The organism is Methylibium sp. Root1272 (assembly GCF_001425905.1).
In the GTDB taxonomy this organism is placed as follows: Bacteria; Pseudomonadota; Gammaproteobacteria; order Burkholderiales; family Burkholderiaceae_C; genus Methylibium.
In genome coordinates, this window is sequence record NZ_LMDY01000015.1 from 138,641 (window position 1) to 161,020 (window position 22,380).

Consider the following 22,380-nt stretch of genomic DNA (forward strand, 5'->3'; position numbering starts at 1 on the left):
GTTAGAAGAAGAAGGAGAGGCCGGCGGTGACCGCGCGGTACTCGGTACTGCGGGTGTCGGCAACGAAGGCGGTGTAGATCGTGTAGTCGACGCGCAGCACAAGGCGCTCGGACACGTGGTAGCGCGCGCCGATGCCGGCATTGCCGAGCTTCGCGTCGGTGACCGATGCAGCCACCAGACTCTGGTTCGGGAAATTCCTGAACTTGCCCAGGCCAATGCTGAAGAACGGCGACAGACGCTGGTCCGACCAGGGCTCGGCGAGGACGTTGACGTGCCAGAAGTCGGTGCCGGAATACAGCCCCTGCACCTGACCGATCGTGCCCTCGACGCTCAGCGTGTCCGACAGCTTGTAGCTGGTCCAGAACTTGAGCATCGGCTCCGACTTGAACTGGCCCCAGGCCGCGCCGAGCTGGACGCGACGGCCCAGGTAGTCGTCGAGCGCGATGTCGCGGAAGGTCTTGGCGCCACCCGCCTCGGTCAGCGTGGTCTCGAGCTGCTTGCGGTGCACCCAGCCTTCCTTGCCACCGGCGGTGCGCACCTTGTACCAATCGGTGTGCCGCAGCGTGATGGCGATCCACTCCTGGCGCGCCGCGACGAAGTGCACCGGATAGCCGCGGCCGGGGCCGGTGTGCAGCTCGATGTAGGGGTCGGCCACCTGCACGCGCTCCACATCGGTGTCGGCCTCCGCCGCAGCGCCGTCTTCGGCGGCACGGGCGGGAAGCGAGACCGCGGCTGCGGCGACGACCAGCGAGAGCACCAGGCCGCGGCGCGCGAACGCGGCTGCAAGGCCGGAGAAAAACGGGCTCGGGCGCTTCATTGGGTATTGCAGGCGCCGGTGGCCGGATCGGCCGGTGTGAACATGCTGTTGCCGGCAACGCTGAACTCGTCCTGGCCCTGCGGCGAGGGGTGGCCGATCCAGTACTGCAGCAGCTTGACGTTCGGGTCCTGGTCGTTCTCGAAGATCAGGCCACCGCCGTGCAGCACGCCCAGCACCTGCGGCTTGGTGACCAGCCGGCTGGTGTTGGGCGAGCCGGGGATGACCTCGCCCTGCGCCGAGTAGAAGTTCTTGTACATGTCGCTGGTGCGCACCGCGTCGGGCGTGTTGGCCGGATCGGCCAGGTCGACCTCGGTCGCCGAGGGCACGACGCGGAAGGCCCCGCCGGTGCCGTTGGTGTTGTCGTGGCAACCCGAGCCGGCGCAGCTGTTGGTCGAGATCACGCCGTTGATGTTGATCTGCAGCTGCGCCTGGAAGATCGGGTTGATGCACTTCTGGAAATAGATGAACGACAGCTTCTGGCCCGTCACGCCACCGCTGTTGTCCACGTCCGACGGGTTGCTCAGCGGGTTGCCGCCGCCCCCGCAGCTCGCCAGCAGCAGCGCCGCCAGCGGCGCGAACGTCCTTCTCGTCATGGCGTGCATCCGCTGCTGATCCAGTTCGCGATCGCCGTGTAGCCGGCACTGCCCACCGGCAGCACCGCGGCGCTCTGGCCGGCTGCGCCGGCCGGGTGCGGCACCGTCGACGGCCGGCTCAGCAGGTAGTTGGCCGCCGCATTGCAGGTGTCGGAGATCATCGTCAGCGTGACGTTGTAGTCGCCGCCCGGGTCGCCGGTGAGGATGAAGCGGTTGCGCGAGTAGGACGGCGTCGTCTGCGACGCGCCGGCATTGCCGCCCGGCTGGTGGCAGCCGGCCGAGCAGCTGGCGCGCAGCACCGGCTGCACCTGCGCTTCGAACGAGGCCTGGGTCAACGCCGCGGCGACGTTGACGACGCTCGGGCTGCTGGCCAGGTCATTGAAGTACTGGCCGCCCAGGTCCATCCACTCCGTCACCAGGCGCCGTTCCGCCGCGTTGAGGATCGTCGCGTGGTCCGGTGCGGTGCCGGGCGGGTTGGGATGCGCGGTGCGCGCCGCCGCGCCGGCCATCAGCTCCTCGCCGAACAGGATCTCGGTGAGCCGGCTCATGCGCGCCAGGCCGCCGGCGTTGCCGCTCATGGTCTCCACCACCGCAGCACCACGCACGATCACCGGCACGCCGTCCTCGATGCGCGTCACCGGCAGGCCGGTGGCGGTATCGATGACCGGGTCGCCGATCAGCAGCTCGTCGTACGACAGCAGCCGGCCGGTGCCGCTGGTCGTGCCCTGCAGCGAGAGCTTGGCAGGGTCGTTGTGGCAGCCCGAGCAGGTGTTGCCCCCGCGGTTGCGCGTCCACAGCGGCTGGATGTGCTCGGCGTAATTGATGATGCCGTTGACCGGTACCGCGGTCTGCAGATCGTCGGCCGGGTTCGTATTGCCGGTGTAGCGCACCGTGATCGGCGCGCGGGCCACGCCGCCGCGGCTGGTGTCGGCCCACACGTCGGTGTAGACCATGTCGGCGCCGAGGCTCAGCGCAGCTGGGTCGAGCCGGGTGCGCAGCGAGGCCATGGTCTCGCCGGACTGATGGGCGCCCGACATCGACGGCAGCAGCGCGGTCGCCATCGCGTTGACGATCGAGCCCGAGTTGAGCGCTGCGCCGCGCCGCGGGCTGTGGCAGCCGTCGCAGGTGCGACGCTCGCCGGGCCGGACCTGGATCCAGTTCAGGTGGGTCTGGATGCCGCGGCCCTTGGCGTCGACGATCGCCAGCGCCAGCGGCGTATCGGCCGGCACCTGCAGCTTGAAGGAACCGTCGGGCTCGACCGGCGCGTAGCCGAGGATCTGCTGCGGCTCGAAATCGGTCTCCCCGATCGCCTCGCGCATGCCCATCATGTTGGCCTGCGGCGCCACCGCCCGCACCGCGCGGACGAAGCGCGCCGGCGCGCAGTTGTAGGCCGGATCGGCCGGGTCCTTGATGCGCAGCAGGTCGGCCACCAGGTTGCGCGTGTCCAGCGGATCGGTCGGCGCGGTCTTCTCGATGGCGGTGGTGCAGCCGGGCGGCAGGTCGGCCGCGGCGAGCATCGAGGTGCCCATGCGGTCGAGGCCATCGGTGTCGTAGACGCTGCGCACCTCGATCAGCGCCAGGTTCTGCGCCGCGAGCGTGGGATCGACGTTGGTCGGGTCGGCGGCGTTCGGCTCGGCGCGCTGCTGCAGCGCGACCGGGTCGGTGTACATGAAGCCCGCCGGCGGCGCGGCCACGTTCAGCCAGGTCTGCTTGGCCGGGTCGTACATGTAGATCGCGTAGGACGGCGGCACGTTGTCCTGCAGCGAATCGGCGGCGACCTCGGCCTCGGTGCGCTCCTCGTCGTCGAGGCGCGCGATCTCGGCGCTGGTGAGCGTGGCGCACGACACCACGTCGCCGTCGCGCGTGACCTCGCAAGGCCGGTAGCCCACCAGCACGCGGTCGGTGCCGTCCCACAGCGGGAACGGCGACGTGACGCGACCGTAGCGCGACAGGCCCCGACCGTCGTTGAGCGCCTGCGCGGTGATCTGCGCCTGCCCGCCCAGCGCCTGCACGTTGCGGTTGGCCGGCGTGTTGTATTCGGAGTAGTTGGCGGCGTCGACCAGCATCAGCGAGCCGCCCTCGTCGGTGCCCGACAACGACATCAGCGACGAGGTCAGGAAGCCGCTGTAGGCGCCGGCCGGGTCCATGTCGCGCGGATGCAGGAAGCTGTTGCCCGGGCTGTGCGCGCCGTACAGCACGAACATGTCGGTGCCGTCGGGCTTGGTGCGGAAGATCGCGAAGCGGTTGCGGTCGCCCACATGCTCCCAGCGCGAGAACAGGATGTCGCCATTCGGGCGCACCACCGGGTTGCGGTCGTGGCTCTGGTTGAACGAGATCTGCTGGACGTTCACGCCGTTGGCGGTCATCGTGTGCAGGTTGAAGACGCGCTCGCGCTCGTACTCGTCGAGCGCGTAATAGGTCTGGTTGAGCGCCTGCGTCGTCTTCGACTTGGTCTGGCGGTTCGACGAGAACACGAAGCCGCGGTCGGCCGGCAGGTAGGCCGGGTCCACGTCGTCGTCCTGCGTCGAACTGGTCAGGCGCCGGAAGCTGCCGCCGGTGTAGCCCCCGGTGGTCATGTCGTATTCCCAGATGTTCCAGCGGCCGGTACAGGCCGGCCCGCCGTCGATCTGCGCGGTGTTCGTGGTCGGGCAGCGCATCGCGAACACGATCTTCTTGCCGTCGTACGAGACCTCGGGGTCGGACGCGTCGCCCTGACCTTGTGTGAACTGGGTGGTGATGTTGTGTTCGGGCGCGCTCGGCGAGGACTTCTCGCGGATCATCAGGTCGCCGCCCGGCGCGGTGGGCGCGCCGTTGGTCGGGTTCGCGCGGATCGTGTTGGCGCGTTTCGCGTAGGCGATCGGCACGTCGCCCTGCACGGTGACCGTGTCCGAACCGCTGCCGCCGCTGCCGCAGGCCGCGAGCACGAGGCTCAGCGCCACCGCGCTGCAGGTCAGCAGTGCCGTCTGTTCTCTTCCCAGCTTGTTCTTCATCCTGGTCCCCTGATCGGTGAAATCAACGAGCGAGAGTCACTTGAGTTCTTGTGTCACTGCCGCGGCTGCGCGCCCGCGGCGAGCAGACCGGACGAGTAGTGCAGTGCCCCGGCCGCGTCGACCACCACGGCGTCGACACCGGCGTGGGACTCGACGAAGCGCATGCCGCGCTCGACGCCCATCACGAACAGGCTTTTCGAGAGCGCTTCGCTGGTCAATCCATCGGGCGCGATGATGGTCACGCTGCGCACGCTGTCCGGGGACTTGCCGGTCCGCGGATCGAGGATGTGGTGGCAGCGCACGCCGTCGGCCGCGTCGAAATAGCGCTCGTAGTCCCCGGAAGTGGAGACCGCCGCATCCTCGAGCGGCAGCAGCGCGACGATCTCGCCCGGCCGGCGCGGATCGCGCACGCCGATCGTCCAAGGCCGGCCGCGGCGGTCGCCGATGACGCGGCTGTCGCCGCCGGCGCTGATGAAGGCGTGGCGGATGCCGCGGCGCGTGAGGATCGCCGTCGCGTTGTCCACCGCATGGCCCTTCGCGAAGCCGCCCAGGTCGATGCGCAGGCCGTCGCGGGCGAAGCGCACGGTGCGCGCAACAGGGTCGAGTTCCAGATGCTGGTAGCCGACGGCCGCACAGGCCCGAGCCAACGTGTCGTCGCTCGGCCGGATGCGCTCGCGGTAGTCGTACAGCTTGCCGGCCCCAGCGAAGGTGATGTCGAAAGCGCCGTCGGAGCGGCGCGAAAACTCCTGCGAGCGCGTCAACAGCGCGAACATCTCCTCGCTGAGGGACACCGCCCGGGACGCTGCCTCGCGGTTGATGCGCGACAGCTCGGAGTCCGGCTTGTGCGGGCTCATGCCGCGGTCGATGCGGTGCATCTCGCCGATCACCAGGTCGATCGCCGCGTCGCCGGCCGCCCGGTCGTCGCTCCACAGCTCGACGCTGATCGAGGTGCCCATGATGGCCTCCTCGCGCCGCATCCAGCCGCCCTGTGCCCAGGCACCGGCCGGCAGGCGCGCCGAACCCCCCACGCGGTGGCCGACACTCGACATGCTGGACATGGACATCACGATCTCCCCTGAGCTGCTCGTCCGCCGATCGGGCGACGGATCTTTCTTGTTCATTCGTTCTTTCGTGCGCCGGACGCTGCCGGAAGCCGGCGGGTTCGGAGCGGACGAATACTCGCGCTTGAACCAGCGAAAAACGCGTCAATAGTTGGCAGTGCACGCAGCGCTTACACGCTGTCGCAGATGATTTGCTGCCGTATTTGTGCTTGTCTGCATGAAGACGATTCAGATGTGAGCAAGCGAAACCACACACGCCACCCAGCGCCTGCCGCACGCCTTCTCCGCGCCCTGCGGCCGGCCACGACCGCAGTACAGTCGGCACGCCTTGCGCACTGCCCTTGCAAACTGAAACGTCCCGTGTTGTCGCCACGCGCCCCGACCCCTGCCACCGCACCGCGCCTGTCCGCCACCGGCCTGGCCTGTCGGCGCGGCAACCGCCTGCTGTTCAAGGGGCTGGACTTCGCGATCGCCGACGGCGAGATCGTCTGGCTGCGCGGCCGCAATGGCCGCGGCAAGACCAGCCTGCTGCGGCTCGCCGCCGGCCTGGCCAGCCCCGAAGAGGGCGCGATCCTGCGTGACGGCGCGGCGGCCCACGCCGCGACCCCAGGCCGAAGTTTCGTGTTCATCGGCCACGCCAATGCACTGAAGGACGACCTGACGGCCGGCGAGTCGCTGCAGTTCCTGCTGCGCCTGCACGGCCGCCCCAGCACGCCGGCCATCGCGCAGGCCGCGCTCGAGCGCATGGGCCTGCAGGGCCGTCGTCAGGCCGCGGTCCGTACCTTGTCGCAAGGTCAGCGCCGGCGCGTGGCGCTGGCGCGGCTGGCGGTCGAGGACGAGGCCGCGTTGTGGATCCTCGACGAGCCCTACGACGCCCTCGATGCCGACGGCATCGGTCGACTCGATGAACTGCTGCTGGCGCATGCGGCGCGCGGCGGCAGCGTGCTGCTGACCAGCCACCTGGCACTCGACACCGCACGGCTGCGGCCGCGCGAGATCGACCTGGACCGGTGCGCCTGAGATGCGCGACCTGTTCCTCGCCGTCTACCTGCGCGACCTGCGCCTCGCGATGCGCCGGCGCGTCGAGACGCTGATGCCGGTGGCCTTCTTCGTCGTCACCGCCAGTCTGTTCCCGCTGGGGGTGGGGCCCGAGCCGCAGATCCTGCGTCAGCTCGCGCCAGGCCTGGCCTGGGTGTGCGCGCTGCTCGCGGCGATGCTGTCGGTGTCGCAGCTCTACGCGAGCGATTTCGCCGACGGCTCGCTGGAGCAGATGCTGCTGACCGGCCACAGCGCGGTGGTGATCGCCGCCGCCAAGTCGGCCGCCCACTGGACGCTGAGCGGCCTGCCGCTGATCGCCGCCGCGCCGCTGCTGGGCCTGCTGTTCGACATGCACCGCGATGCGCTCGGCACGCTGGTCGTGTCGCTGCTGCTGGGCACGCCGGTGCTGAGCCTGCTCGGCTCGGTCGGCGCGGCGCTGACGCTCGGGCTGCGCAGCGCCGGCGTGCTGCTGCTGCTGCTGGTGCTGCCGCTCACGATCCCGGCGTTGATCTTCGGCACCGGCGCCGTCGCGGCAGTCGACGCCGGGCAGTCGCCTGGAGGACACTTCTCGATCCTCGGGGCGCTGCTGATCCTGACGGCGCTGACGGCGCCGCTCGCTACCGCAGCCGCCTTGCGCATTTCACTGGAGTAGTACGGCGTGCCAGAACGCATCCGCTGGTTCACCTTCGCCGCGCCCGCGCGCTTCCATGCGCTGGCCGGTCGGCTCATCCCCTGGCTGTGGGCCCTGGCGCTGCCGCTCGCGGCGGCCGGGCTCTACATCGGCTTCTTCGTCGCCCCCACCGACGCGCAGCAGGGCGAGTCCTACCGCATCATCTTCATCCACGTGCCGGCCGCCTGGATGTCGATGGTGATCTACCTGGCGATGGCCTTCTGGGCCGCCATCGGGTGGGCGTTCAATGCCCGCATGGCCTTCATGCTGGCGCATGCGCTGGCGCCGACCGGCGCGCTGTTCACCTTCCTCGCGCTATGGACGGGCGCCCTCTGGGGCAAACCCGCATGGGGCACCTGGTGGGTGTGGGACGCCCGGCTCACTTCGGAACTGATCTTGCTGTTCCTGTATCTAGGCTACATCGCGCTGGTTGCGGCGATCGACGACGTGCGACGCGGCGACCGGGCCGGCGCGCTGCTGGCGATCGTCGGTGCGGTGAATATCCCCATCATCTACTTCTCGGTCCGGTGGTGGAATACCCTCCACCAGGGCGCCACGATCACGATGACCGCGGCGCCCAAGATGGCCACCACCATGCTGACGGCAATGCTGTTGATGACGTTCGCGTTCTGGGCCTACACCTTCGCGGTCGTGTTCATGCGCGCCCGCGCGCTGGTGCTGGAACGAGAGTCGCATGCCGACTGGGTGCGCGACCTGGTGGCTCGATCCCCCGCACGCGAGGAGCAGTCCCGATGAATTGGCCCAGCGCCTCGGCGTTCTTCGACATGGGCGGCTACGGCCTCTACGTGTGGGGCTCGTATGCCGTCACGGCCCTGCTGATGAGTGCAGAGCCCTGGCTGGCCGCACGCCGCCAGCGCCTGGCGCTCGCGCAGGCCGCCGGCGACGCGCCTGACACGGAGCTGCAGCCATGAAGCCCCGCCAGAAGCGCCTGGCGCTGATCGTCGGCATCGTCGCGGCGGTCGGCGTGGCCGCCGCGCTGGTGCTCAATGCCTTCCAGAGCAACCTGGTGTTCTTCTACTCGCCGGCCCAGGTGGCCGCGAAAGAGGCGCCGGTGGGCCGCACCTTCCGCCTCGGCGGCCTGGTCGACGGCGGCAGCGTGCAGCGCGACGGCCTGGTGGTGCGCTTCGTCGTGACCGACACCGTCAAGAGCATCCCGGTGCGCTACCAGGGCATCCTCCCCGACCTGTTCAAGGAGGGCAAGGGCGTCGTCGCGCAGGGCCAGCTCGGCGACGATGGCGTGTTCGTCGCACGCGAGGTGCTCGCCAAGCACGACGAGAACTACATGCCGCCCGAAGCCGCCGAAGCGCTGCAGCGTGCCGGCGCCAGCAACCAGAAAATCGGCGAAACCGTCGTCAAGGGCCCCAAGCCATGATCCCCGAACTCGGCCAGATCGCGCTGCTGCTGGCGCTCGCCACCGCGCTGATCCAGGGCACGCTGCCGCTGCTGGGCGCCGCACGCGGACGCGCCGACTGGATGTCGCTCGCGCGGCCGGCGGCGCAGACGCAGTTCCTGCTCGTCGCGCTGGCCTTCGGCTGCCTGGTGAGCTCCTTCGTGCGCCATGACTTCTCGGTGCTGAACGTGGCCACCAACTCGAACAGCGCGCTGCCGCTGTTCTACCGCGTCGCGGCCAGCTGGGGCAGCCACGAGGGCTCGCTGCTGCTGTGGGTGCTGATGCTCAGCACCTGGACGCTCGCGGTGGCGCTGCGCAGCCGCCACCTGCCGATGCCGGTGGTGTCGCGCATCCTCGCGGTGATGGGCCTGATCAGCGTGGGCTTCCTGCTGTTCATGCTGATCACCTCCAATCCCTTCCAGCGCCTGTTCCCGGTGCCGCCGGACGGCAACGACCTGAACCCGCTGCTGCAGGACCCCGGCATGATCGTGCACCCGCCGATGCTCTACATGGGCTACGTCGGCTTCTCGGTGGCGTTCGCGTTCGCCGTGGCCGCGCTGCTGGGCGGCACGCTCGACGCCACCTGGGCGCGCTGGACGCGGCCCTGGACGACCGCCGCCTGGGCCTTCCTGACGCTGGGCATCATGCTCGGCAGCACCTGGGCCTACTACGTGCTCGGCTGGGGCGGCTGGTGGTTCTGGGACCCGGTGGAGAACGCCTCCTTCCTGCCCTGGCTGGCCGGCACCGCGCTGATCCATTCGCTGGCGGTCACCGAGAAGCGCGGCGCCTTCAAGTCGTGGACGGTGCTGCTGGCGATCGTCGCCTTCTCGCTGTCGCTGCTGGGCACCTTCCTCGTGCGCTCCGGCGTGCTGTCCTCGGTCCACGCCTTCGCCACCGACCCGCAGCGCGGCCTGTTCATCCTGGTCTTCCTCGTCATCGTGATCGGCGGATCGCTCACGCTGTACGCCTGGCGTGCGCCGAAGGTCGGGCTGGGCGCGCGCTTCGGCCTGGTGTCGCGCGAGTCGATGCTGCTCGCCAACAACGTGCTGTTCGTCGTCGCCACGCTGTCGGTGCTGCTGGGCACGCTCTACCCGCTGCTGCTCGACGCGATGGGCCTGGGCAAGATCTCCGTCGGCCCGCCCTACTTCGACACCGTGTTCGTGCCGCTGATGGCGCCGGCGGTGTTCCTGCTCGGCATCGGCCCGCTGGCGCGCTGGAAGCAGGCCGAGCTGCCCGAGCTGGCGCGCCGGCTGCGCTGGGCGGCAGCGGTCGCGGTCGTCGCGGCGCTGCTCACCGGCTGGCTGGCCGGCCGCATCGCGCTGGGTGCGACGCTCGGCTTCCTGATGAGCTACTGGATCGTCGCCGCCATCGGCGTCGACCTGTGGGAGCGCCTGCGCCCGGCCGGCAGCCTGCCGAAGAGCCTGGCGGCCCGTGCGCGGCAGCTGCCGCGCGCGATGCTCGGCATGATGCTGGCCCACGTGGGCGTCGCGGTGTTCGCCTTCGGCGTGAGCATGGTGACCACCTACCAGCTCGAGCGCGACGTGAAGATGGCGATCGGCGACACCACCGAGGCCGGCGGCTACGTGTTCGCGCTGCGCGGCCTGAAGGAAATCAAGGGCCCGAACTACGACGGCCTGCAGGGCCAGGTCGAGGTCACGCGCGACGGCAAGGCGGTGGCGCTGCTGCGGCCCGAGAAGCGCATCTACCGCGTGCAGCGCAACCCGATGACCGAAGCCGACATCGACCGCGGCATCACGCGCGACCTCTACGTGTCGCTGGGCGAGCCCACGCCCGACGGCAGCTGGATCGTGCGCGTCTACTTCAAGCCCTTCGTCAACTGGATCTGGGGCGGCTGCGTGCTGATGGCGCTGGGCGGCGCCCTGGCCGCCAGCGACCGGCGCTACCGCGCGAAGCAGCGGCAGGAGCAGGCGCAGCAGGTGGGCCCGGCCGGGGCCGTGGCGTGATGTTGAGGAGCCTGCGCTACGTCCTTCCGCTCGGCCTGTTCGTGGTCCTCGCCGTCTTCCTGTGGCGCGGGCTCGGGCTGTCGCCGACCGAAGTGCCCTCGCCGCTGATCGGCAAGCCCGCGCCGGCTTTCTCGCTCGCGCGCCTGGACGACGCGAACCAGACGCTGCGCCGCGACGACCTGCTGGGCAAGGTGTGGATCCTCAACGTGTGGGCCTCGTGGTGCGTGGCTTGCCGCGAGGAGCACCCGACGCTGATGGAGTTCGCCCGCAGCAAGTCGGTGCCGGTGATCGGCCTGAACTACAAGGACACGCGGCCGGCCGGCCTGGAGTGGCTGCGCCGCTTCGGTGACCCGTACGATGCCTCGGCCTTCGACGCGGACGGCCGGGTCGGCATCGACTTCGGCGTCTACGGCGTGCCCGAGACCTTCGTGATCGATCGGCAGGGGCTGGTGCGGTTCAAGCACATCGGCCCGCTGACGCCCGCCGTCATCGAGACACGCATCCGACCGCTGCTGAAGGACCTGAATGGCTAGTTGGATCTCGCTTGTCGCAGGCGCGCTGCTGTCGGGCCTGCTGGCATTCCCTGCGCTGGCCAAGGACGCCCCGCCGCTGGCCGAAGACCCGGTGCTCGAGGCGCGCGTGATGCGCATCGCCGCCGAACTGCGCTGCCTGGTCTGCCAGAACCAGACCATCGCCGACTCGCACGCCGATCTCGCCGTCGATCTGCGCCGGCAGGTGCGCACGATGCTGCAGGAAGGCCGCAGCCAGGCCGAGATCCTGCAGTACATGACCGACCGCTACGGCGACTTCGTGCTCTACCGGCCGCCGGTCAAGACGAGCACCTGGCTGCTGTGGTTCGGCCCATTCGTGCTGCTGCTGGGCGGTCTGGCCACCCTGGTGCTGGTGCTGCGCCGGCGTGCGCGGCTGAGCGACGATCACTTCGAACCCGACGAGGAAGAAGCCAACGCCGTCGGTGACGGCCCGCGCGCCCCATGAACCCCTTGACCTTCTTCCTGCTGCTGGCAGTCGCACTGTGCCTCGCCGCGATCGCCGGCCTGACCCGTCCACTGTGGCGGTCCGCGACGGCCGAGCCGGCCGGCGCCCCTCCGCGCCGCCGGCTCGGGCTGGCCGCCGCGCTCGCGGTGTTCGCGATCGTCATCGCCGGGGGCGGCTACGGCTGGCTCGGCGCACCCGATCTGCTGGAGCTCGGCCCCGGAACACGCTCGGCCGCGGCCCCGCCGCCGGACGGCGCCAGCGCGGCGGCGAGCGACCCGGCCCGCGCGCAGATCGCCGCGATGGTCGACCAGCTCGCCGAGCGTCTGAAGTCCCGGCCCGACGACGCCGAGGGCTGGCAGATGCTGTCGCGTTCCTACGCGGCGCTGGGCCGCCATGCGGAAGCGGCCGAGGCCTTCCGCAAGGCCATCCCCCTGAATCCGCGCGACGCCTCGCTGCTGGTGGACCTGGCCGCCTCGCTGGTCGCGATGGACCGCGGCGCGATGCAGGGCGAGCCGGCCGGGCTCGTCGAGCGCGCACTGGCGATCGATCCGGCTCACCCGAAGGCACTGGCCTTCGCCGGCCTGATCGCCTTTGACCGCAAGGACTACCCGACGGCGGTGAAGCACTGGGAGGCGCTGGCGCGCGTGGAGCCCGCCGACAGCCCGTTCTCCCAGCAGATCCGCGCGAGCGTCGCGCAGGCGCGCCAGCTCGCCGGGATGCCGTCGGGAGCCGAGGCCGCGCCCGCCGCGACGCCGTCCGCGACGTCGGCCTCGCCGCCCGCCGGCGCACCGGCCCGGGTGAGCGGCACGGTTCGCATCGCACCGTCGCTGAAGGACCGCGTGGCTCCCGACGACACGCTGTTCGTGTTCGCGCGTGCGGCCGACGATGGTGGCGGTCCGCGCATGCCGCTCGCCATCCTGCGCCGCCAGGCCAAGGACCTGCCGCTGCAGTTCACGCTCGACGACAGCCTGTCGATGTCGCCGGCGGCCCGACTCTCCGGCGCGACGCGCGTGATCGTCGGCGCCCGCCTGTCGCGCAGCGGCAATGCGATGCCGCAGCCAGGCGACCTGCAGGGCCTGTCGGCGGCGGTGGCGGTGGGAACGACCGGGCTGCAGATCGAGATCGGCGAGCCGGCCGCAAAATAGGTCGACGCGGGCGAACGGCGCATCGCGCCGAACGGACCGCCCTCAGAGCCGGCTGGCCTCGAAGGTGTTGCAGTCGGCGATGCGGCCGGTCTGCATGCCACGCTTGAACCAGCTCACACGCTGCGCGCTGCTGCCGTGGGTGAAGCTCTCCGGCACGATCTGACCCTGGCTACGCTTCTGCAGCGTGTCGTCACCGATCTGCGAGGCGGCATTCATCGCCTCCTCGATGTCGCCCTGCTCCAGCCATTGCCGGGCCTGCTGCGAGCGGTTGGCCCACACGCCGGCAAAGCAGTCGGCCTGCAGTTCCAGCCGCACGCTCATCGCATTGGCCTGCGCCTCGCTGCCGCCGCGCCGCGCCGCTTCCACCTTCTCGCTGATGCCCAGCAACTGCTGCACGTGGTGGCCGACCTCGTGCGCAATCACATAGGCCTGCGCGAAGTCGCCCGGCGCGCCGAGGCGCTGATGCAGCGTGTCGAAGAACTGGAGGTCGATGTAGACCTGCTGGTCGCCGGGGCAGTAGAACGGCCCCATCGCGCTCTGGCCGGTGCCGCACGCGGTGGCCGTGGCGCCGCGGAACAGCACCAGCTTGGGCCGTACGTACTGCGCCTGGCCACTGCGGAAGACCTCGGTCCATACGTCCTCGGTGCTGCGCAGCACCACCGAGACGAAGCTTGCCTGTGCATCGTCGGCCGGCGGGGCCGGCGCGGGACCGCTGGAGACCTGCGCGGTCGGTGCGCCGCCACCGCTCAGGATGCCCAGCACGGTGAGCGGGTTGATGCCGAAGATCCACCCCGCCACCAGCGCGATGACGATGGTGCCGACGCCGATGCCACGGCCGCCGATCGGCAGCCCGCCGCGCCCCCCGCCCATGCGGCGGCGGTCCTCGACGTTGTCACTCTGTTCCTGGCCTTCCCACTTCATGACGCCCCTCCCCAGAAGCCGAACGATGCGGCCCATGGTACTGCCGGCCGCAGCGCTTTCGCGGTGCGGCCCTCGGGGGTCTCGGGGAGAAGAGGAAAGACGATCTCGCCGCGCGCGGCGGCGGTGGCCTCAGTGCGACAGGCCGTCGTCGGCGTGCATGCGGCGGAACAGATCGAGCGCGAGATCGCGCAGGGTCTGGTTCGCGCTGCTGTGCGCGAAGGCCAGGCGCTCGTGGGCATAGACGCGATCGAACAGCATGCGGGCGGCATGGACGGGCCAGCCTTCCTCGGCCATCAGCGCGCGAAAGCGCGACAGCGTCCAGACGTCGACGGCCAGCGGGGTCTGCGAGGCCTTCACGCCCAGGCGGGTGCAGGCGATGTCGTCGATCGACGCGAAGCCGGTGTCGTCGAACTCGGTCAGCAGTTCGGCCGGCATCGTCGGCAGGTCGTGATAGTCGGCAGGCAGGTCGCGCGGGTTCATGGGTCGGCTCCGGGGCCATCGCAGATGGCAATTCGATGTCGTCAGCTTAGAGGCGCCGCCCATCCTCGATGCCACGAATACACCGCCGAAGCCTCCGCAGTTGAGCGCTTGCTGCGCAAAGTGGTAGTGGCTTGTCAGGCAACTTCCTACAGGGTGAGCGCTGCTGACCAGGGCATCGGGTGAACGGCTGCGTTCGTGTCCCCCGGCGCCGGCCTTGCGGCCGACCCCTCCTCCTTTACCTCTCTTCGCCATTCACCCGATGCCCTGGTCAGCACGCACCACCGTGACATGCGAAGGTCTTCGAACCCCGGCGCAGCACGGTGTATCGAAGCGCCGTGACGGGCCGCTGTGTGGAGCGAAGTAGAGGAGGAGCGGTCAGCCCGAAGGGGCGCCCGCGCCAAACCGCAACAACGCAACGGCGCAACGGCGCAACGGCTCTACCAACGCTAGGTCTTGGGCAAGGTCACGCCCCGCTGTCCCTGGTATTTGCCGCCGCGGTCCTTGTAGGAGACCTCGCAGACCTCGTCGCTCTCGAAGAACAGCACCTGCGCGCAGCCCTCGCCCGCGTAGATCTTGGCGGGCAGCGGCGTGGTGTTGCTGAACTCCAGCGTCACGTAGCCCTCCCATTCCGGCTCGAAGGGCGTGACGTTCACGATGATCCCGCAGCGCGCATAGGTGCTCTTGCCCAGGCAGATGGTCAGCACGTTGCGCGGGATGCGGAAGTACTCGACCGTGCGCGCCAGCGCGAAGCTGTTGGGCGGGATGATGCAGACGTCGGAGTCCATGTCGACGAAGCTGCGCTCGTCGAAGGCCTTCGGGTCCACCACCGTGCTGTAGATGTTGGTGAAGACCTTGAACTCCGGCGCGCAGCGGATGTCGTAGCCGTAGCTGCTGGTGCCGTAGCTGACGATCTTGTGGCCATCGGGCGCGTGGCGCACCTGGCCGGGCTCGAAGGGCTCGATCATGCCGTGCTGCTCGGCCATGCGCCGGATCCACTTGTCGCTCTTGATGCTCATCGCGGTGCTTCTTCCTGCAAGAAGCCCGGATTCTAGGCAGCCCGGCTCCCGCCCTCCCCGGCGGGCGGCACGGCAGGCGCCCGCGCCAGCAATGGATCGCCGTCGAAGCGCTCGAAACCGCTATAGCAGAGGAAGTGCCGGTTGGTCGCGCGGCCGAACAGCGCCAGCCCGAGTTGCGTGGCCAGTTCGTGGCCCATCTGCGTGATGCCGGAGCGCGAGACGACGATGGGCACGCCCATCTGCGCCGACTTGATGACCATTTCGCTGGTCAGACGACCGGTCGTGTAGAAGGCCTTGTCGGCGCCGCCCAGGCCGCGCAGCCACATCCAGCCGGCCAGCGTGTCGATCGCGTTGTGGCGGCCCACATCCTCCACGAAGAGTTCGAGCCGTGCGTCGTCGCCGGCCAACGTGAAGAGCGCACAGCCATGCACCGAGCCGGCCGACTTGTAGGTGCTCTCCTGGCGACGCACTGCGTCGAGCAGCGCCACCAGCGCGCGCTGGCTGATGCGGGCCTGCTGCGGCCCGGGCAGCACGAGCGTGTCGAGTTCGTCCATCAGGCTGCCGAACACCGTGCCCTGGCCGCAGCCGGTGGTCACCACGCGCCTGGCGGTCTTGCGGTCGAAGTCCTCGATGCCGGCGCGCGTCTTCACCGCGGCGGCACCGACCTCCCAGTCGACCGTGACCGAGTCGATGTCGTGCACCGAGTCGACCAGGCGCTGGTTGCGCAGATAGCCGAGCACCAGCAACTCGGGCTCGGCGCCCAGCGTCATCAGCGTGACGAGCTCGCGCTTGTCGACGAAGACCGTCAGCGGACGCTCCGCCGGGATCTGGATCGTCTGGCGCTCACCGTGTTCGTCGAGCACGTCGACGCTGCGGGTCAGCGCCGCCTGCGCGCGGCTCATGCGGGGCAGCTTCGGATCCTTGTCGTTCATGCCCGCAGTGTGGCCCGAAACGAGCGTGGACCGCTCGACCGGGGGCGGAAGGTCATCGAACCGTGATGCGCACCGAAGCGCTCATCGCTTCCCCATAGGACTGGTGGAGGCCATCGGCGAACTGCATCTTCAGTACGTGACTGCCGGGCGCCAGCGGAACCTCGGTTTCCGTCTGGCCCTTGCCGAAGTGCAGGTGGCTGCCGTCCGCCGGAATCACGTTGCCCTGCCCCGGACCCGCGGTATCGATCAGCAGGTGGTGGTGCCCGGTGCCCTCAGCGATCTCACCGGCCGGCTTGACGGTCATGCCCTTGAGCCCGAACTTCACCTTCACCGGGCTGCTGACGGTGCTGCCGTCGACAGGCTCGATGAAGTAGACGCCCTGCGCGGCACTCGGTGGGGTGTTGCCGCCGGGAGGCGGCTTGCTGACGCAGGCCGTCAGCGCGACGGCGGAGACCAGGAACAAGGCGAACCGGTAGTGCATCGCAGACTCCTTCACGACGACGCGCCCGTGCCGGACGCCAGGCTCGCTACCTTGCTACTTCTTCGGCGTACCGGTCTGCTCGGCCGAGGTGGCCTTGCCGCTCGGCGGGCTGGTCGCCGTCTTGGCCGGCGAGTGCGCACCGGCGGCCTCGAGAGGGGGTGCTGGCGCCGCAGCGGCAGCCTGATAGGGTCCCGGGTCGGTGCAGGCCGGCGTCGCGGTCGCCGGCCTGGCGTCCTTGCCGATCGCCTTGGCGTCCTGGGCGTAGCGGGCCGCCACGCGGTCCATCGACTTGCAGAGCTGGTAGGCCGCCACCTTGTCGGACCAGGCGGTCTTCGCCTTGGCCTCGTCGGCCTTGGCCTTGGCCTCGGGCGTCGGTGCCGGCAGCTTGGCCTGCGCGGTCGGCGGCAGCGCCAGGCCGAGGGCGGTGCACAGGGCGGCACCGAACAGCGGTCGAAGGATCGGCATGTTCATCAGCATCGTCTTGCTCCCACTCAGGACTGCACGGCCGGGCCCCGAGCGCCGGACGCAGGCGGCGAGGAGCGCTGCGCGGGGATCTTCCCGGCCTGGATGTCGTCGTACCAGAGTTCGTGGTGCTCGCGCGCCCAGGCGGCATCGACCTCGCCGTCGCGCATCGCGCGGTAGGCACCCTTCATGCCGATGGTGCCGAGGTAGATGTGGCCGAGGAACATCGCCATCATCAGTACCGTGGCCACGGCGTGGATCATGTGGGCGATCTGCATGTCGCCACGCGTGTAGGCCAGGCCGGGGATGAGCTTGTCGAGCACCAGGCCCGATCCGACCACCACGATGCCCAGCGCGAACACGCCGCCCCAGAAGATGAGCTTCTCGCCGGCGTTGAAGCGGTGCGAAGGCACGTGGGCGCCGTTGAACAGGCCGCCGCCCTTGGCCAGCCACAGCAGGTCTTCCCGGCGCGGCAGGTTGTCGCGCACGAAGGTGAAGAACACGATCACCAGGGAGACCGCGAACACCGGCCCGGCGAAGTTGTGCAGGTTCTTCAGCGCATAGGCCAGCCAGCCGAACAGCGTGCCGCCGAGCACCGGCAGCAGGAAGAACTTGCCGAAGGCCATCACCACGCCCGACACCGCGAGCGCCACGAAGGCCACCGCATTGCTCCAATGCGCGGCACGCTCGAAGTAGGTGAAGCGCTCGATCTTGCGGCCCGTGTCCGGCGCGTGCACGCCAATCGGGCCCTTGGCCATGAAGAACAGGCCGATCGCCACCACGACGATCAGCAGCAGCGCGCCACCGTAGGGAATGATCCAGCGGTTGCGCACCTCGCGCCAGGCCTCGCCCGCCGTCGTGAAGCGCGAGCCCGGGTACTGCACGAACTGCTGGATCAGCACGCCCTTCTCGGCGCCCGGCAGGTTGCTGATGCCGGACTGCTGCCCCGACTCGCGCACCGCACGCCAGAACGGCGCGTTGTTGTAGGGCTGGGACTTCGCGCGCTGGGCGTTGGTCTCGTTCGCATCGGGCAGCGCCAGGGCTGCCGCGCTGGCGGCCGGCGCGGCCTGTGCGGCAGGCGTCGTCGAGGCCGCTTCGGCGACCGGCGCGCCCTGCGCCACCGCCACGCTGCCGAGCAGCGCCAGGCAGCCGGCAGCCCACCATCGAAGCATCGTGTGTGTCATCGGCATCCCCGTGTCAACGCTACGGCCGGTGTTCGACGTCGCGCCATCAGCGCGAGCGCGTGTACTCGTTCTGCTGCTGGTTGCGGGCCCTCAGCTGCTGTTCCCAGCTGGCGCGGTCGCCCTGCTTCCAGTCCGGCGCCGTGTAGCCGGCTTCCGTGCTGCCGTCCCAGGGCTTGCTGTCGCCCTTCTTGGACGCGCCGGACGCCGTCTGCGGCTTGTCGGCGCACGCCGCCAGCCCGGCGGTCAGGAGCACCGCTCCGAGCAGGGCCAGGCAGCGCTGCGGGGACCGCATCATGACTTGCCGCCTTCGGCCGCGGCCGGCTGCGCGGCGCCGCCGCTCGGCTTGCCGTAGGCCGTGCCCCAGCCCCACACCTCGGAGCCCTTGCCGCGCGTCAGCACGCGGGTGCGGAAGATGTCGGCCACCACGTCGCCGTCGCCGCCGAGCAGGGCCTTGGTCGAGCACATCTCGGCGCAGGCCGGCAGCTTGCCCTCGGCGAGGCGGTTGTGGCCGTACTTCTCGAACTCGGCTTCCGAGCCGTTGGCCTCCGGGCCGCCGGCGCAGAAGGTGCACTTGTCCATCTTGCCGCGCAGCCCGAACGTGCCGTTGGTCGGGAACTGCGGCGCGCCGAACGGGCAGGCGTAGCTGCAGTAGCCGCAGCCGATGCAGATGTCCTTGTCGTGCAGCACCACGCCCTCGTCGGTGCGATAGAAGCAGTCGACCGGGCACACCGCCATGCACGGCGCGTCGGAGCAGTGCATGCAGGCCACCGAGATGCTGCGCTCGCCCGGCACGCCATCGTTGAGCGTCACCACGCGGCGTCGGTTCACGCCCCAGGGCACCTCGTGCTCGGCCTTGCAGGCGGTGACGCAGCCGTTGCATTCGATGCAGCGCTCGGCGTCGCAGATGAACTTCATTCTTGCCATGTCAACTCTCCAATTCACACAGAGGCGCGCTCGACCTGGCAGACCGTGGTCTTGGTCTCCTGCATCATCGTCACGCTGTCGTAGCCGTAGGTGGTGGCGGTGTTGATCGCCTCACCGCGGATGACCGGCATCGCACCGTGCGGGTAGTAGGGCGCGAGATCCACGCCCTGCCAGAGGCCCGAGAAGTGGAACGGCAACCACACCGTCTCGCGGTCCACGCGCTCGGTGACCAGCGCCTTGACCGTGAGGCGCGCGCCGGTCGGCGTGCGGACCCAGACCGTCTCGCCGTTGCGGATGCCGCGGTCGTTGGCGGTGGCCGGGTTGATCTCGACGAACATCTCCTGCTGCAGTTCGGCCAGATAGGGGTTGGAGCGGGTTTCCTCGCCGCCGCCCTCGTACTCGACCAGCCGGCCGCTGCTCATGATCAGCGGGAAGTCCTTGCCGATGTCCTTGTTCTTGTCCTGCACGGTCTTGAACAGCGTCGGCAGGCGCCAGAACGCCTTCTTGTCATCGTGCGTCGGGTACTTGGCCACCAGGTCCGGGCGCGTCGAGTAAAGCGGCTCGCGATGCTTCGGGATCGCATCGGGGAAGTTCCACACCAAGGCCCGCGCCTTCGCGTTGCCGAACGGGTGGCAGCCGTGGTTCTTCATCGCCACGCGGATGATCCCGCCGGAGGAATCGGTCTTCCAGTTCTTGCCCTCGGCCGCCGCCTTCTCGGGGTCGCTCAGTTCGTCCCACCAGCCGAGCTTCTTCAGCAGCACGTGGTCGAACTCCGGATAGCCGGTGGTGAGGTCCGAGCCCTTGGAGAACGAGCCGTCCTCGGCCAGCAGATTGACGCCATCCTTCTCGACACCGAAATTGGCGCGGAAGTTGCCGCCGCCGTCCATCACGTGCCTCGAGGTGTCGTAGAGGTTGGGCGAGCCCGGGTGCTTGAGTTCCGGCGTCCCGTAGCACGGCCACGGCAGGCCGAAGTAGTCGCCGTCGAGGGAGTAACCGGTCTCCTTGTCCGTGCCGCCCTTGGCGCGCAGCGTCTTCACGTCGAAGACGTGCATGTTGCGCATGTGCGCCTTCAGGCGCTCGGGGCTCTGACCGGTGTAGCCGATGGTCCAGACGCTCTTGTTGATCTCGCGCAGGATCGATTCGGGCTCGGGTTCCATCATGCCGCCCTTGCCTGCGACCAGCTTGTAGTTCTTCGTCAGCTCCTTGTCGAAGCCCAGCTTCTGCGCGAGCTGGTACATGATCATGTGGTCGTTGCGGCTCTCCCACAGCGGCTCGATGACCTGCTCGCGCCACTGGATCGAGCGGTTCGACGCGGTGCATGAGCCACTGGTCTCGAACTGCGTCGTCGCCGGCAGCAGGTAGACGGCACGGTTGGGGTTCTGGTCCTCGGGCTTGCCGGGCATCGCCGCCATCGCCGCGGTGGCCGACGGGAAGGGATCGACGACGACCAGCAGGTCGAGCTTGTCCATCGCCTTCTTCATCTCGAGGCCGCGCGTCTGCGAGTTCGGCGCATGGCCCCAGAAGAACAGACCGCGCAGGTTGCTGTCCTGGTCGATCAGCTCGTTCTTCTCGAGCACGCCGTCGACCCAGCGCGACACCGTCATGCCGGGCTTGGTCATCATGCCCGGCGCGTACTGCTTCTTGATCCACTCGAAGTCCACGCCCCAGGTCTTGGCGAAGTGCTTGAACGAGCCCTCGGCCAGGCCGTAGTAGCCGGGCAGCGAATCGGGATTCGGGCCCACGTCGGTGGCGCCCTGCACGTTGTCGTGGCCGCGGAAGATGTTGGCGCCGCCACCGCTCTTGCCGATGTTGCCGAGCGCGAGCTGCAGGATGCACGACGCGCGCACCATCGCGTTGCCGATGGTGTGCTGGGTCTGGCCCATGCACCAGACGATGGTGCTGGGGCGGTTCTCGGCCAACGTCTTCGCGACGCGAAGGATCGTCGCCTCGTCGACGCCGCAGGCCTCCTGGACCTTGTCAGGCGTCCAGTTCGCCATCACGTCCTCGCGCACCTTGTCCATGCCGTAGACGCGATCGTTGATGTACTGCTTGTCTTCCCAGCCGTTCTTGAAGATCTGGTGCAGCACGCCGAACAGGAAGGGGATGTCCGAGCCCGAGCGGATGCGCACGTGCTCGTCGGCACGCGCCGCCGTGCGCGTGAATCGCGGGTCGACGACGATCATCTTGCAGCCGGCCTCCTTGGCATGCAGCATGTGCAGCATCGACACCGGGTGCGCCTCGGCGGCGTTCGACCCGATATACAGCGCCGCCTTGCTGTTCTGCATGTCGTTGTAGGAGTTGGTCATCGCGCCGTAGCCCCAGGTGTTCGCGACGCCCGCGACCGTGGTGCTGTGGCAGATGCGCGCCTGGTGGTCGCAGTTGTTGCTGCCCCACAGGCTCATCCACTTGCGCAGCAGGTAGGCCTGCTCGTTGTTGTGCTTGCTCGACCCGACCACGAACACCGAATCCGGGCCACTCTGCTTGCGCAGTTCGAGCATGCGCGCGCTGATCTCGTCGAGCGCGGTGTCCCAACTGATGCGCTCGTACTTGCCGTTCACCAGCTTCATCGGGTAGCGCAGGCGGTACTCGCCGCGGCCATGCTCTCGCAGCGCCGCGCCCTTGGCGCAGTGCGCGCCCAGGTTGATCGGCGAGTCGAACACCGGCTCCTGGCGCACCCAGACGCCGTTGTGCACCACCGCGTCGACCGCGCAGCCCACCGAGCAGTGGCCGCACACCGTGCGCTTGACCTCCACCTTGCCGGGGCCCGCCTCGGCCTTGGACGCATCGGAGGCCTGCGCCTTGCGCACCAGCGTCAGCTGACCGGCGGCGAGGCCGGCGCCCACGCCCAGACCAGAACGGCGCAGGAAGGACCGACGGTCCATCGTCGGGATGGCGCGCGCGAGGCCGCGCGAAAGGCTCGAGACCAGCGACGATGCGGGCGAGCCGGAGCCCGCATCAGGCGACTTGCGCGTGAGCAACATGGGACCTCCGGCACTCAGACTTTGGTGGTTTGGTAGTAGCGCTGCACGTGCGCCGTGAGCCGGTAGCCGGCGGATGCGCCGGGTTCGGGTTTGGCACCCGTCGTCACGGCCACGGGCTCGGCCTCACGGGCCACCGGCAGCACCGCCGCCGCGGCGGCCAGAGCCCCCACGGTGCCGGCGCCGGCAACGACGTGCCGGCGCGAGAGCTTGGATTTCGGATCGTTCATGGCTGACTCCTGGGTCTCAACGCCCGGTGGGGCGCGCGTGCCTTGGCATCGAGCTGATCGCCGACTTCGGCAGATTCATTCCTATGT

General features: G+C 69.4%; 25 protein-coding genes. 10 read left to right on the forward strand and 15 right to left on the reverse strand.

Going from position 1 to position 22,380, the window contains the following annotated elements; all coding sequences use genetic code 11:
* Nucleotide 1: 1 nt before the first annotated feature.
* The 4 genes from ASC67_RS14875 to ASC67_RS14890 are packed head-to-tail and all read right to left on the reverse strand — an operon-like array spanning nt 2 to nt 5,464.
* The gene (locus tag ASC67_RS14875) at nt 2–817 is read right to left on the reverse strand and encodes an SH3 domain-containing protein (protein ID WP_056322622.1); all 816 of its coding nucleotides are present in this window, start codon (nt 815–817) and stop codon (nt 2–4) included.
* Nucleotides 814–1,410: a hypothetical protein gene (locus ASC67_RS14880; RefSeq protein WP_156466785.1), complete on the reverse strand. Its 597-nt coding sequence runs from the start codon at nt 1,408–1,410 to the stop codon at nt 814–816. The genes ASC67_RS14875 and ASC67_RS14880 overlap by 4 nt, the downstream gene beginning before the upstream one ends.
* Complete coding sequence (locus ASC67_RS14885) at nt 1,407–4,400, reverse strand: hypothetical protein (RefSeq protein ID WP_056322628.1); 2,994 nt, start codon at nt 4,398–4,400, stop codon at nt 1,407–1,409. Before ASC67_RS14885 ends, ASC67_RS14880 begins: the two co-directional genes overlap by 4 nt.
* A 53-nt stretch (nt 4,401–4,453) precedes the next feature.
* Nucleotides 4,454–5,464 carry an FAD:protein FMN transferase gene (locus ASC67_RS14890; protein ID WP_056323170.1) on the reverse strand — a complete coding sequence of 337 codons (1,011 nt, stop codon included), beginning with the start codon at nt 5,462–5,464 and terminating at the stop codon, nt 4,454–4,456.
* On the opposite strand from ASC67_RS14890, the gene ASC67_RS20665 reads away from it, so the two are divergent.
* The 10 genes from ASC67_RS20665 (at nt 5,457) to ASC67_RS14935 (ending at nt 12,685) form a co-directional block, all read left to right on the forward strand.
* On the forward strand, nt 5,457–5,612 hold the full coding sequence (locus tag ASC67_RS20665; RefSeq protein WP_156466786.1) for a hypothetical protein: 156 nt from the start codon (nt 5,457–5,459) through the stop codon (nt 5,610–5,612). The genes ASC67_RS14890 and ASC67_RS20665 overlap by 8 nt on opposite strands.
* A 209-nt stretch (nt 5,613–5,821) precedes the next feature.
* Nucleotides 5,822–6,481: a cytochrome c biogenesis heme-transporting ATPase CcmA gene (gene ccmA / locus ASC67_RS14895; RefSeq protein ID WP_056322632.1), complete on the forward strand. Its 660-nt coding sequence runs from the start codon at nt 5,822–5,824 to the stop codon at nt 6,479–6,481.
* Between the two features lies 1 nt (nt 6,482).
* The gene (gene ccmB, locus ASC67_RS14900) at nt 6,483–7,151 is read left to right on the forward strand and encodes a heme exporter protein CcmB (RefSeq protein WP_056322635.1); all 669 of its coding nucleotides are present in this window, start codon (nt 6,483–6,485) and stop codon (nt 7,149–7,151) included.
* Nucleotides 7,152–7,157: 6 nt separating this feature from the next.
* Nucleotides 7,158–7,925 (forward strand): heme ABC transporter permease CcmC, encoded by a 768-nt coding sequence (gene ccmC / locus ASC67_RS14905; RefSeq protein WP_056322639.1) that lies wholly within the window; start codon nt 7,158–7,160, stop codon nt 7,923–7,925.
* Nucleotides 7,922–8,101, forward strand: a complete 180-nt coding sequence (ccmD, locus tag ASC67_RS14910) for a heme exporter protein CcmD (protein WP_056322643.1) — start codon at nt 7,922–7,924, stop codon at nt 8,099–8,101. The genes ccmC and ccmD overlap by 4 nt, the downstream gene beginning before the upstream one ends.
* Nucleotides 8,098–8,562, forward strand: a complete 465-nt coding sequence (ccmE, locus tag ASC67_RS14915; protein WP_056322646.1) for a cytochrome c maturation protein CcmE — start codon at nt 8,098–8,100, stop codon at nt 8,560–8,562. The genes ccmD and ccmE overlap by 4 nt, the downstream gene beginning before the upstream one ends.
* Nucleotides 8,559–10,544, forward strand: a complete 1,986-nt coding sequence (locus ASC67_RS14920) for a heme lyase CcmF/NrfE family subunit (protein WP_056322652.1) — start codon at nt 8,559–8,561, stop codon at nt 10,542–10,544. Before ccmE ends, ASC67_RS14920 begins: the two co-directional genes overlap by 4 nt.
* Nucleotides 10,544–11,077 (forward strand): DsbE family thiol:disulfide interchange protein, encoded by a 534-nt coding sequence (locus tag ASC67_RS14925; RefSeq protein WP_056322657.1) that lies wholly within the window; start codon nt 10,544–10,546, stop codon nt 11,075–11,077. Before ASC67_RS14920 ends, ASC67_RS14925 begins: the two co-directional genes overlap by 1 nt.
* Nucleotides 11,070–11,540: a cytochrome c-type biogenesis protein gene (locus tag ASC67_RS14930; RefSeq protein ID WP_056322660.1), complete on the forward strand. Its 471-nt coding sequence runs from the start codon at nt 11,070–11,072 to the stop codon at nt 11,538–11,540. Before ASC67_RS14925 ends, ASC67_RS14930 begins: the two co-directional genes overlap by 8 nt.
* A complete protein-coding gene (locus ASC67_RS14935; protein ID WP_056322663.1) occupies nt 11,537–12,685 on the forward strand; it encodes a tetratricopeptide repeat protein in 1,149 nt (382 codons plus the stop codon). Before ASC67_RS14930 ends, ASC67_RS14935 begins: the two co-directional genes overlap by 4 nt.
* A 42-nt stretch (nt 12,686–12,727) precedes the next feature.
* Here the strand turns inward: ASC67_RS14935 and ASC67_RS14940 are convergent, their stop codons facing one another.
* The 11 genes from ASC67_RS14940 to ASC67_RS14990 all read right to left on the reverse strand — a co-directional run bounded on the left by ASC67_RS14940 (nt 12,728) and on the right by ASC67_RS14990 (nt 22,293).
* Nucleotides 12,728–13,606, reverse strand: coding sequence for a neutral zinc metallopeptidase (locus ASC67_RS14940; protein WP_056322667.1), 879 nt, complete (start codon nt 13,604–13,606; stop codon nt 12,728–12,730).
* A 129-nt stretch (nt 13,607–13,735) separates the two neighbouring features.
* On the reverse strand, nt 13,736–14,086 hold the full coding sequence (locus tag ASC67_RS14945) for a hypothetical protein (protein WP_056322670.1): 351 nt from the start codon (nt 14,084–14,086) through the stop codon (nt 13,736–13,738).
* A 446-nt stretch (nt 14,087–14,532) separates the two neighbouring features.
* Nucleotides 14,533–15,102, reverse strand: coding sequence for a dCTP deaminase (gene dcd, locus ASC67_RS14950; protein WP_056322673.1), 570 nt, complete (start codon nt 15,100–15,102; stop codon nt 14,533–14,535).
* 32 nt (nt 15,103–15,134) lie between these two features.
* Nucleotides 15,135–16,034: a formate dehydrogenase accessory sulfurtransferase FdhD gene (locus tag ASC67_RS14955; protein WP_056322676.1), complete on the reverse strand. Its 900-nt coding sequence runs from the start codon at nt 16,032–16,034 to the stop codon at nt 15,135–15,137.
* A gap of 52 nt (nt 16,035–16,086) precedes the next feature.
* Entirely contained in the window at nt 16,087–16,515 is a 429-nt protein-coding gene (locus ASC67_RS14960; protein WP_200946953.1) for a DUF4399 domain-containing protein, read from the reverse strand.
* 54 nt (nt 16,516–16,569) lie between these two features.
* Nucleotides 16,570–16,992 (reverse strand): hypothetical protein, encoded by a 423-nt coding sequence (locus tag ASC67_RS14965; protein WP_404932885.1) that lies wholly within the window; start codon nt 16,990–16,992, stop codon nt 16,570–16,572.
* A 14-nt stretch (nt 16,993–17,006) separates the two neighbouring features.
* Nucleotides 17,007–18,161: a formate dehydrogenase subunit gamma gene (locus ASC67_RS14970; RefSeq protein ID WP_056323179.1), complete on the reverse strand. Its 1,155-nt coding sequence runs from the start codon at nt 18,159–18,161 to the stop codon at nt 17,007–17,009.
* A 46-nt stretch (nt 18,162–18,207) separates the two neighbouring features.
* Nucleotides 18,208–18,456 carry a hypothetical protein gene (locus tag ASC67_RS14975; RefSeq protein ID WP_056322679.1) on the reverse strand — a complete coding sequence of 83 codons (249 nt, stop codon included), beginning with the start codon at nt 18,454–18,456 and terminating at the stop codon, nt 18,208–18,210.
* Nucleotides 18,453–19,085: a formate dehydrogenase FDH3 subunit beta gene (fdh3B, locus tag ASC67_RS14980; RefSeq protein WP_056322682.1), complete on the reverse strand. Its 633-nt coding sequence runs from the start codon at nt 19,083–19,085 to the stop codon at nt 18,453–18,455. The genes ASC67_RS14975 and fdh3B overlap by 4 nt, the downstream gene beginning before the upstream one ends.
* Before the next feature lie 14 nt (nt 19,086–19,099).
* Nucleotides 19,100–22,066, reverse strand: coding sequence for a formate dehydrogenase subunit alpha (locus ASC67_RS14985; protein WP_056322687.1), 2,967 nt, complete (start codon nt 22,064–22,066; stop codon nt 19,100–19,102).
* A 14-nt stretch (nt 22,067–22,080) separates the two neighbouring features.
* Complete coding sequence (locus ASC67_RS14990; protein ID WP_056322691.1) at nt 22,081–22,293, reverse strand: hypothetical protein; 213 nt, start codon at nt 22,291–22,293, stop codon at nt 22,081–22,083.
* Nucleotides 22,294–22,380: the final 87 nt, after the last annotated feature.

Bases quoted from the DNA above. Each gene is read 5' to 3' on its own strand.
- ASC67_RS14875 (WP_056322622.1), bottom strand. From the start codon at position 817: ATGAAGCGCCCGAGCCCGTTTTTCTCCGGCCTTGCAGCCGCGTTCGCG.
- ASC67_RS14880 (WP_156466785.1), bottom strand. From the start codon at position 1,410: ATGACGAGAAGGACGTTCGCGCCGCTGGCGGCGCTGCTGCTGGCGAGC.
- ASC67_RS14885 (WP_056322628.1), bottom strand. From the start codon at position 4,400: ATGAAGAACAAGCTGGGAAGAGAACAGACGGCACTGCTGACCTGCAGC.
- ASC67_RS20665 (WP_156466786.1), top strand. From the start codon at position 5,457: ATGGACATCACGATCTCCCCTGAGCTGCTCGTCCGCCGATCGGGCGAC.
- ASC67_RS14890 (WP_056323170.1), bottom strand. From the start codon at position 5,464: ATGTCCATGTCCAGCATGTCGAGTGTCGGCCACCGCGTGGGGGGTTCG.
- ccmB (WP_056322635.1), top strand. From the start codon at position 6,483: ATGCGCGACCTGTTCCTCGCCGTCTACCTGCGCGACCTGCGCCTCGCG.
- ccmD (WP_056322643.1), top strand. From the start codon at position 7,922: ATGAATTGGCCCAGCGCCTCGGCGTTCTTCGACATGGGCGGCTACGGC.
- ccmE (WP_056322646.1), top strand. From the start codon at position 8,098: ATGAAGCCCCGCCAGAAGCGCCTGGCGCTGATCGTCGGCATCGTCGCG.
- ASC67_RS14920 (WP_056322652.1), top strand. From the start codon at position 8,559: ATGATCCCCGAACTCGGCCAGATCGCGCTGCTGCTGGCGCTCGCCACC.
- ASC67_RS14925 (WP_056322657.1), top strand. From the start codon at position 10,544: ATGTTGAGGAGCCTGCGCTACGTCCTTCCGCTCGGCCTGTTCGTGGTC.
- ASC67_RS14930 (WP_056322660.1), top strand. From the start codon at position 11,070: ATGGCTAGTTGGATCTCGCTTGTCGCAGGCGCGCTGCTGTCGGGCCTG.
- ASC67_RS14935 (WP_056322663.1), top strand. From the start codon at position 11,537: ATGAACCCCTTGACCTTCTTCCTGCTGCTGGCAGTCGCACTGTGCCTC.
- ASC67_RS14940 (WP_056322667.1), bottom strand. From the start codon at position 13,606: ATGAAGTGGGAAGGCCAGGAACAGAGTGACAACGTCGAGGACCGCCGC.
- ASC67_RS14945 (WP_056322670.1), bottom strand. From the start codon at position 14,086: ATGAACCCGCGCGACCTGCCTGCCGACTATCACGACCTGCCGACGATG.
- dcd (WP_056322673.1), bottom strand. From the start codon at position 15,102: ATGAGCATCAAGAGCGACAAGTGGATCCGGCGCATGGCCGAGCAGCAC.
- ASC67_RS14955 (WP_056322676.1), bottom strand. From the start codon at position 16,034: ATGAACGACAAGGATCCGAAGCTGCCCCGCATGAGCCGCGCGCAGGCG.
- ASC67_RS14960 (WP_200946953.1), bottom strand. From the start codon at position 16,515: ATGCACTACCGGTTCGCCTTGTTCCTGGTCTCCGCCGTCGCGCTGACG.
- ASC67_RS14965 (WP_404932885.1), bottom strand. From the start codon at position 16,992: ATGCTGATGAACATGCCGATCCTTCGACCGCTGTTCGGTGCCGCCCTG.
- ASC67_RS14970 (WP_056323179.1), bottom strand. From the start codon at position 18,161: ATGACACACACGATGCTTCGATGGTGGGCTGCCGGCTGCCTGGCGCTG.
- ASC67_RS14975 (WP_056322679.1), bottom strand. From the start codon at position 18,456: ATGATGCGGTCCCCGCAGCGCTGCCTGGCCCTGCTCGGAGCGGTGCTC.
- fdh3B (WP_056322682.1), bottom strand. From the start codon at position 19,085: ATGGCAAGAATGAAGTTCATCTGCGACGCCGAGCGCTGCATCGAATGC.
- ASC67_RS14985 (WP_056322687.1), bottom strand. From the start codon at position 22,066: ATGTTGCTCACGCGCAAGTCGCCTGATGCGGGCTCCGGCTCGCCCGCA.
- ASC67_RS14990 (WP_056322691.1), bottom strand. From the start codon at position 22,293: ATGAACGATCCGAAATCCAAGCTCTCGCGCCGGCACGTCGTTGCCGGC.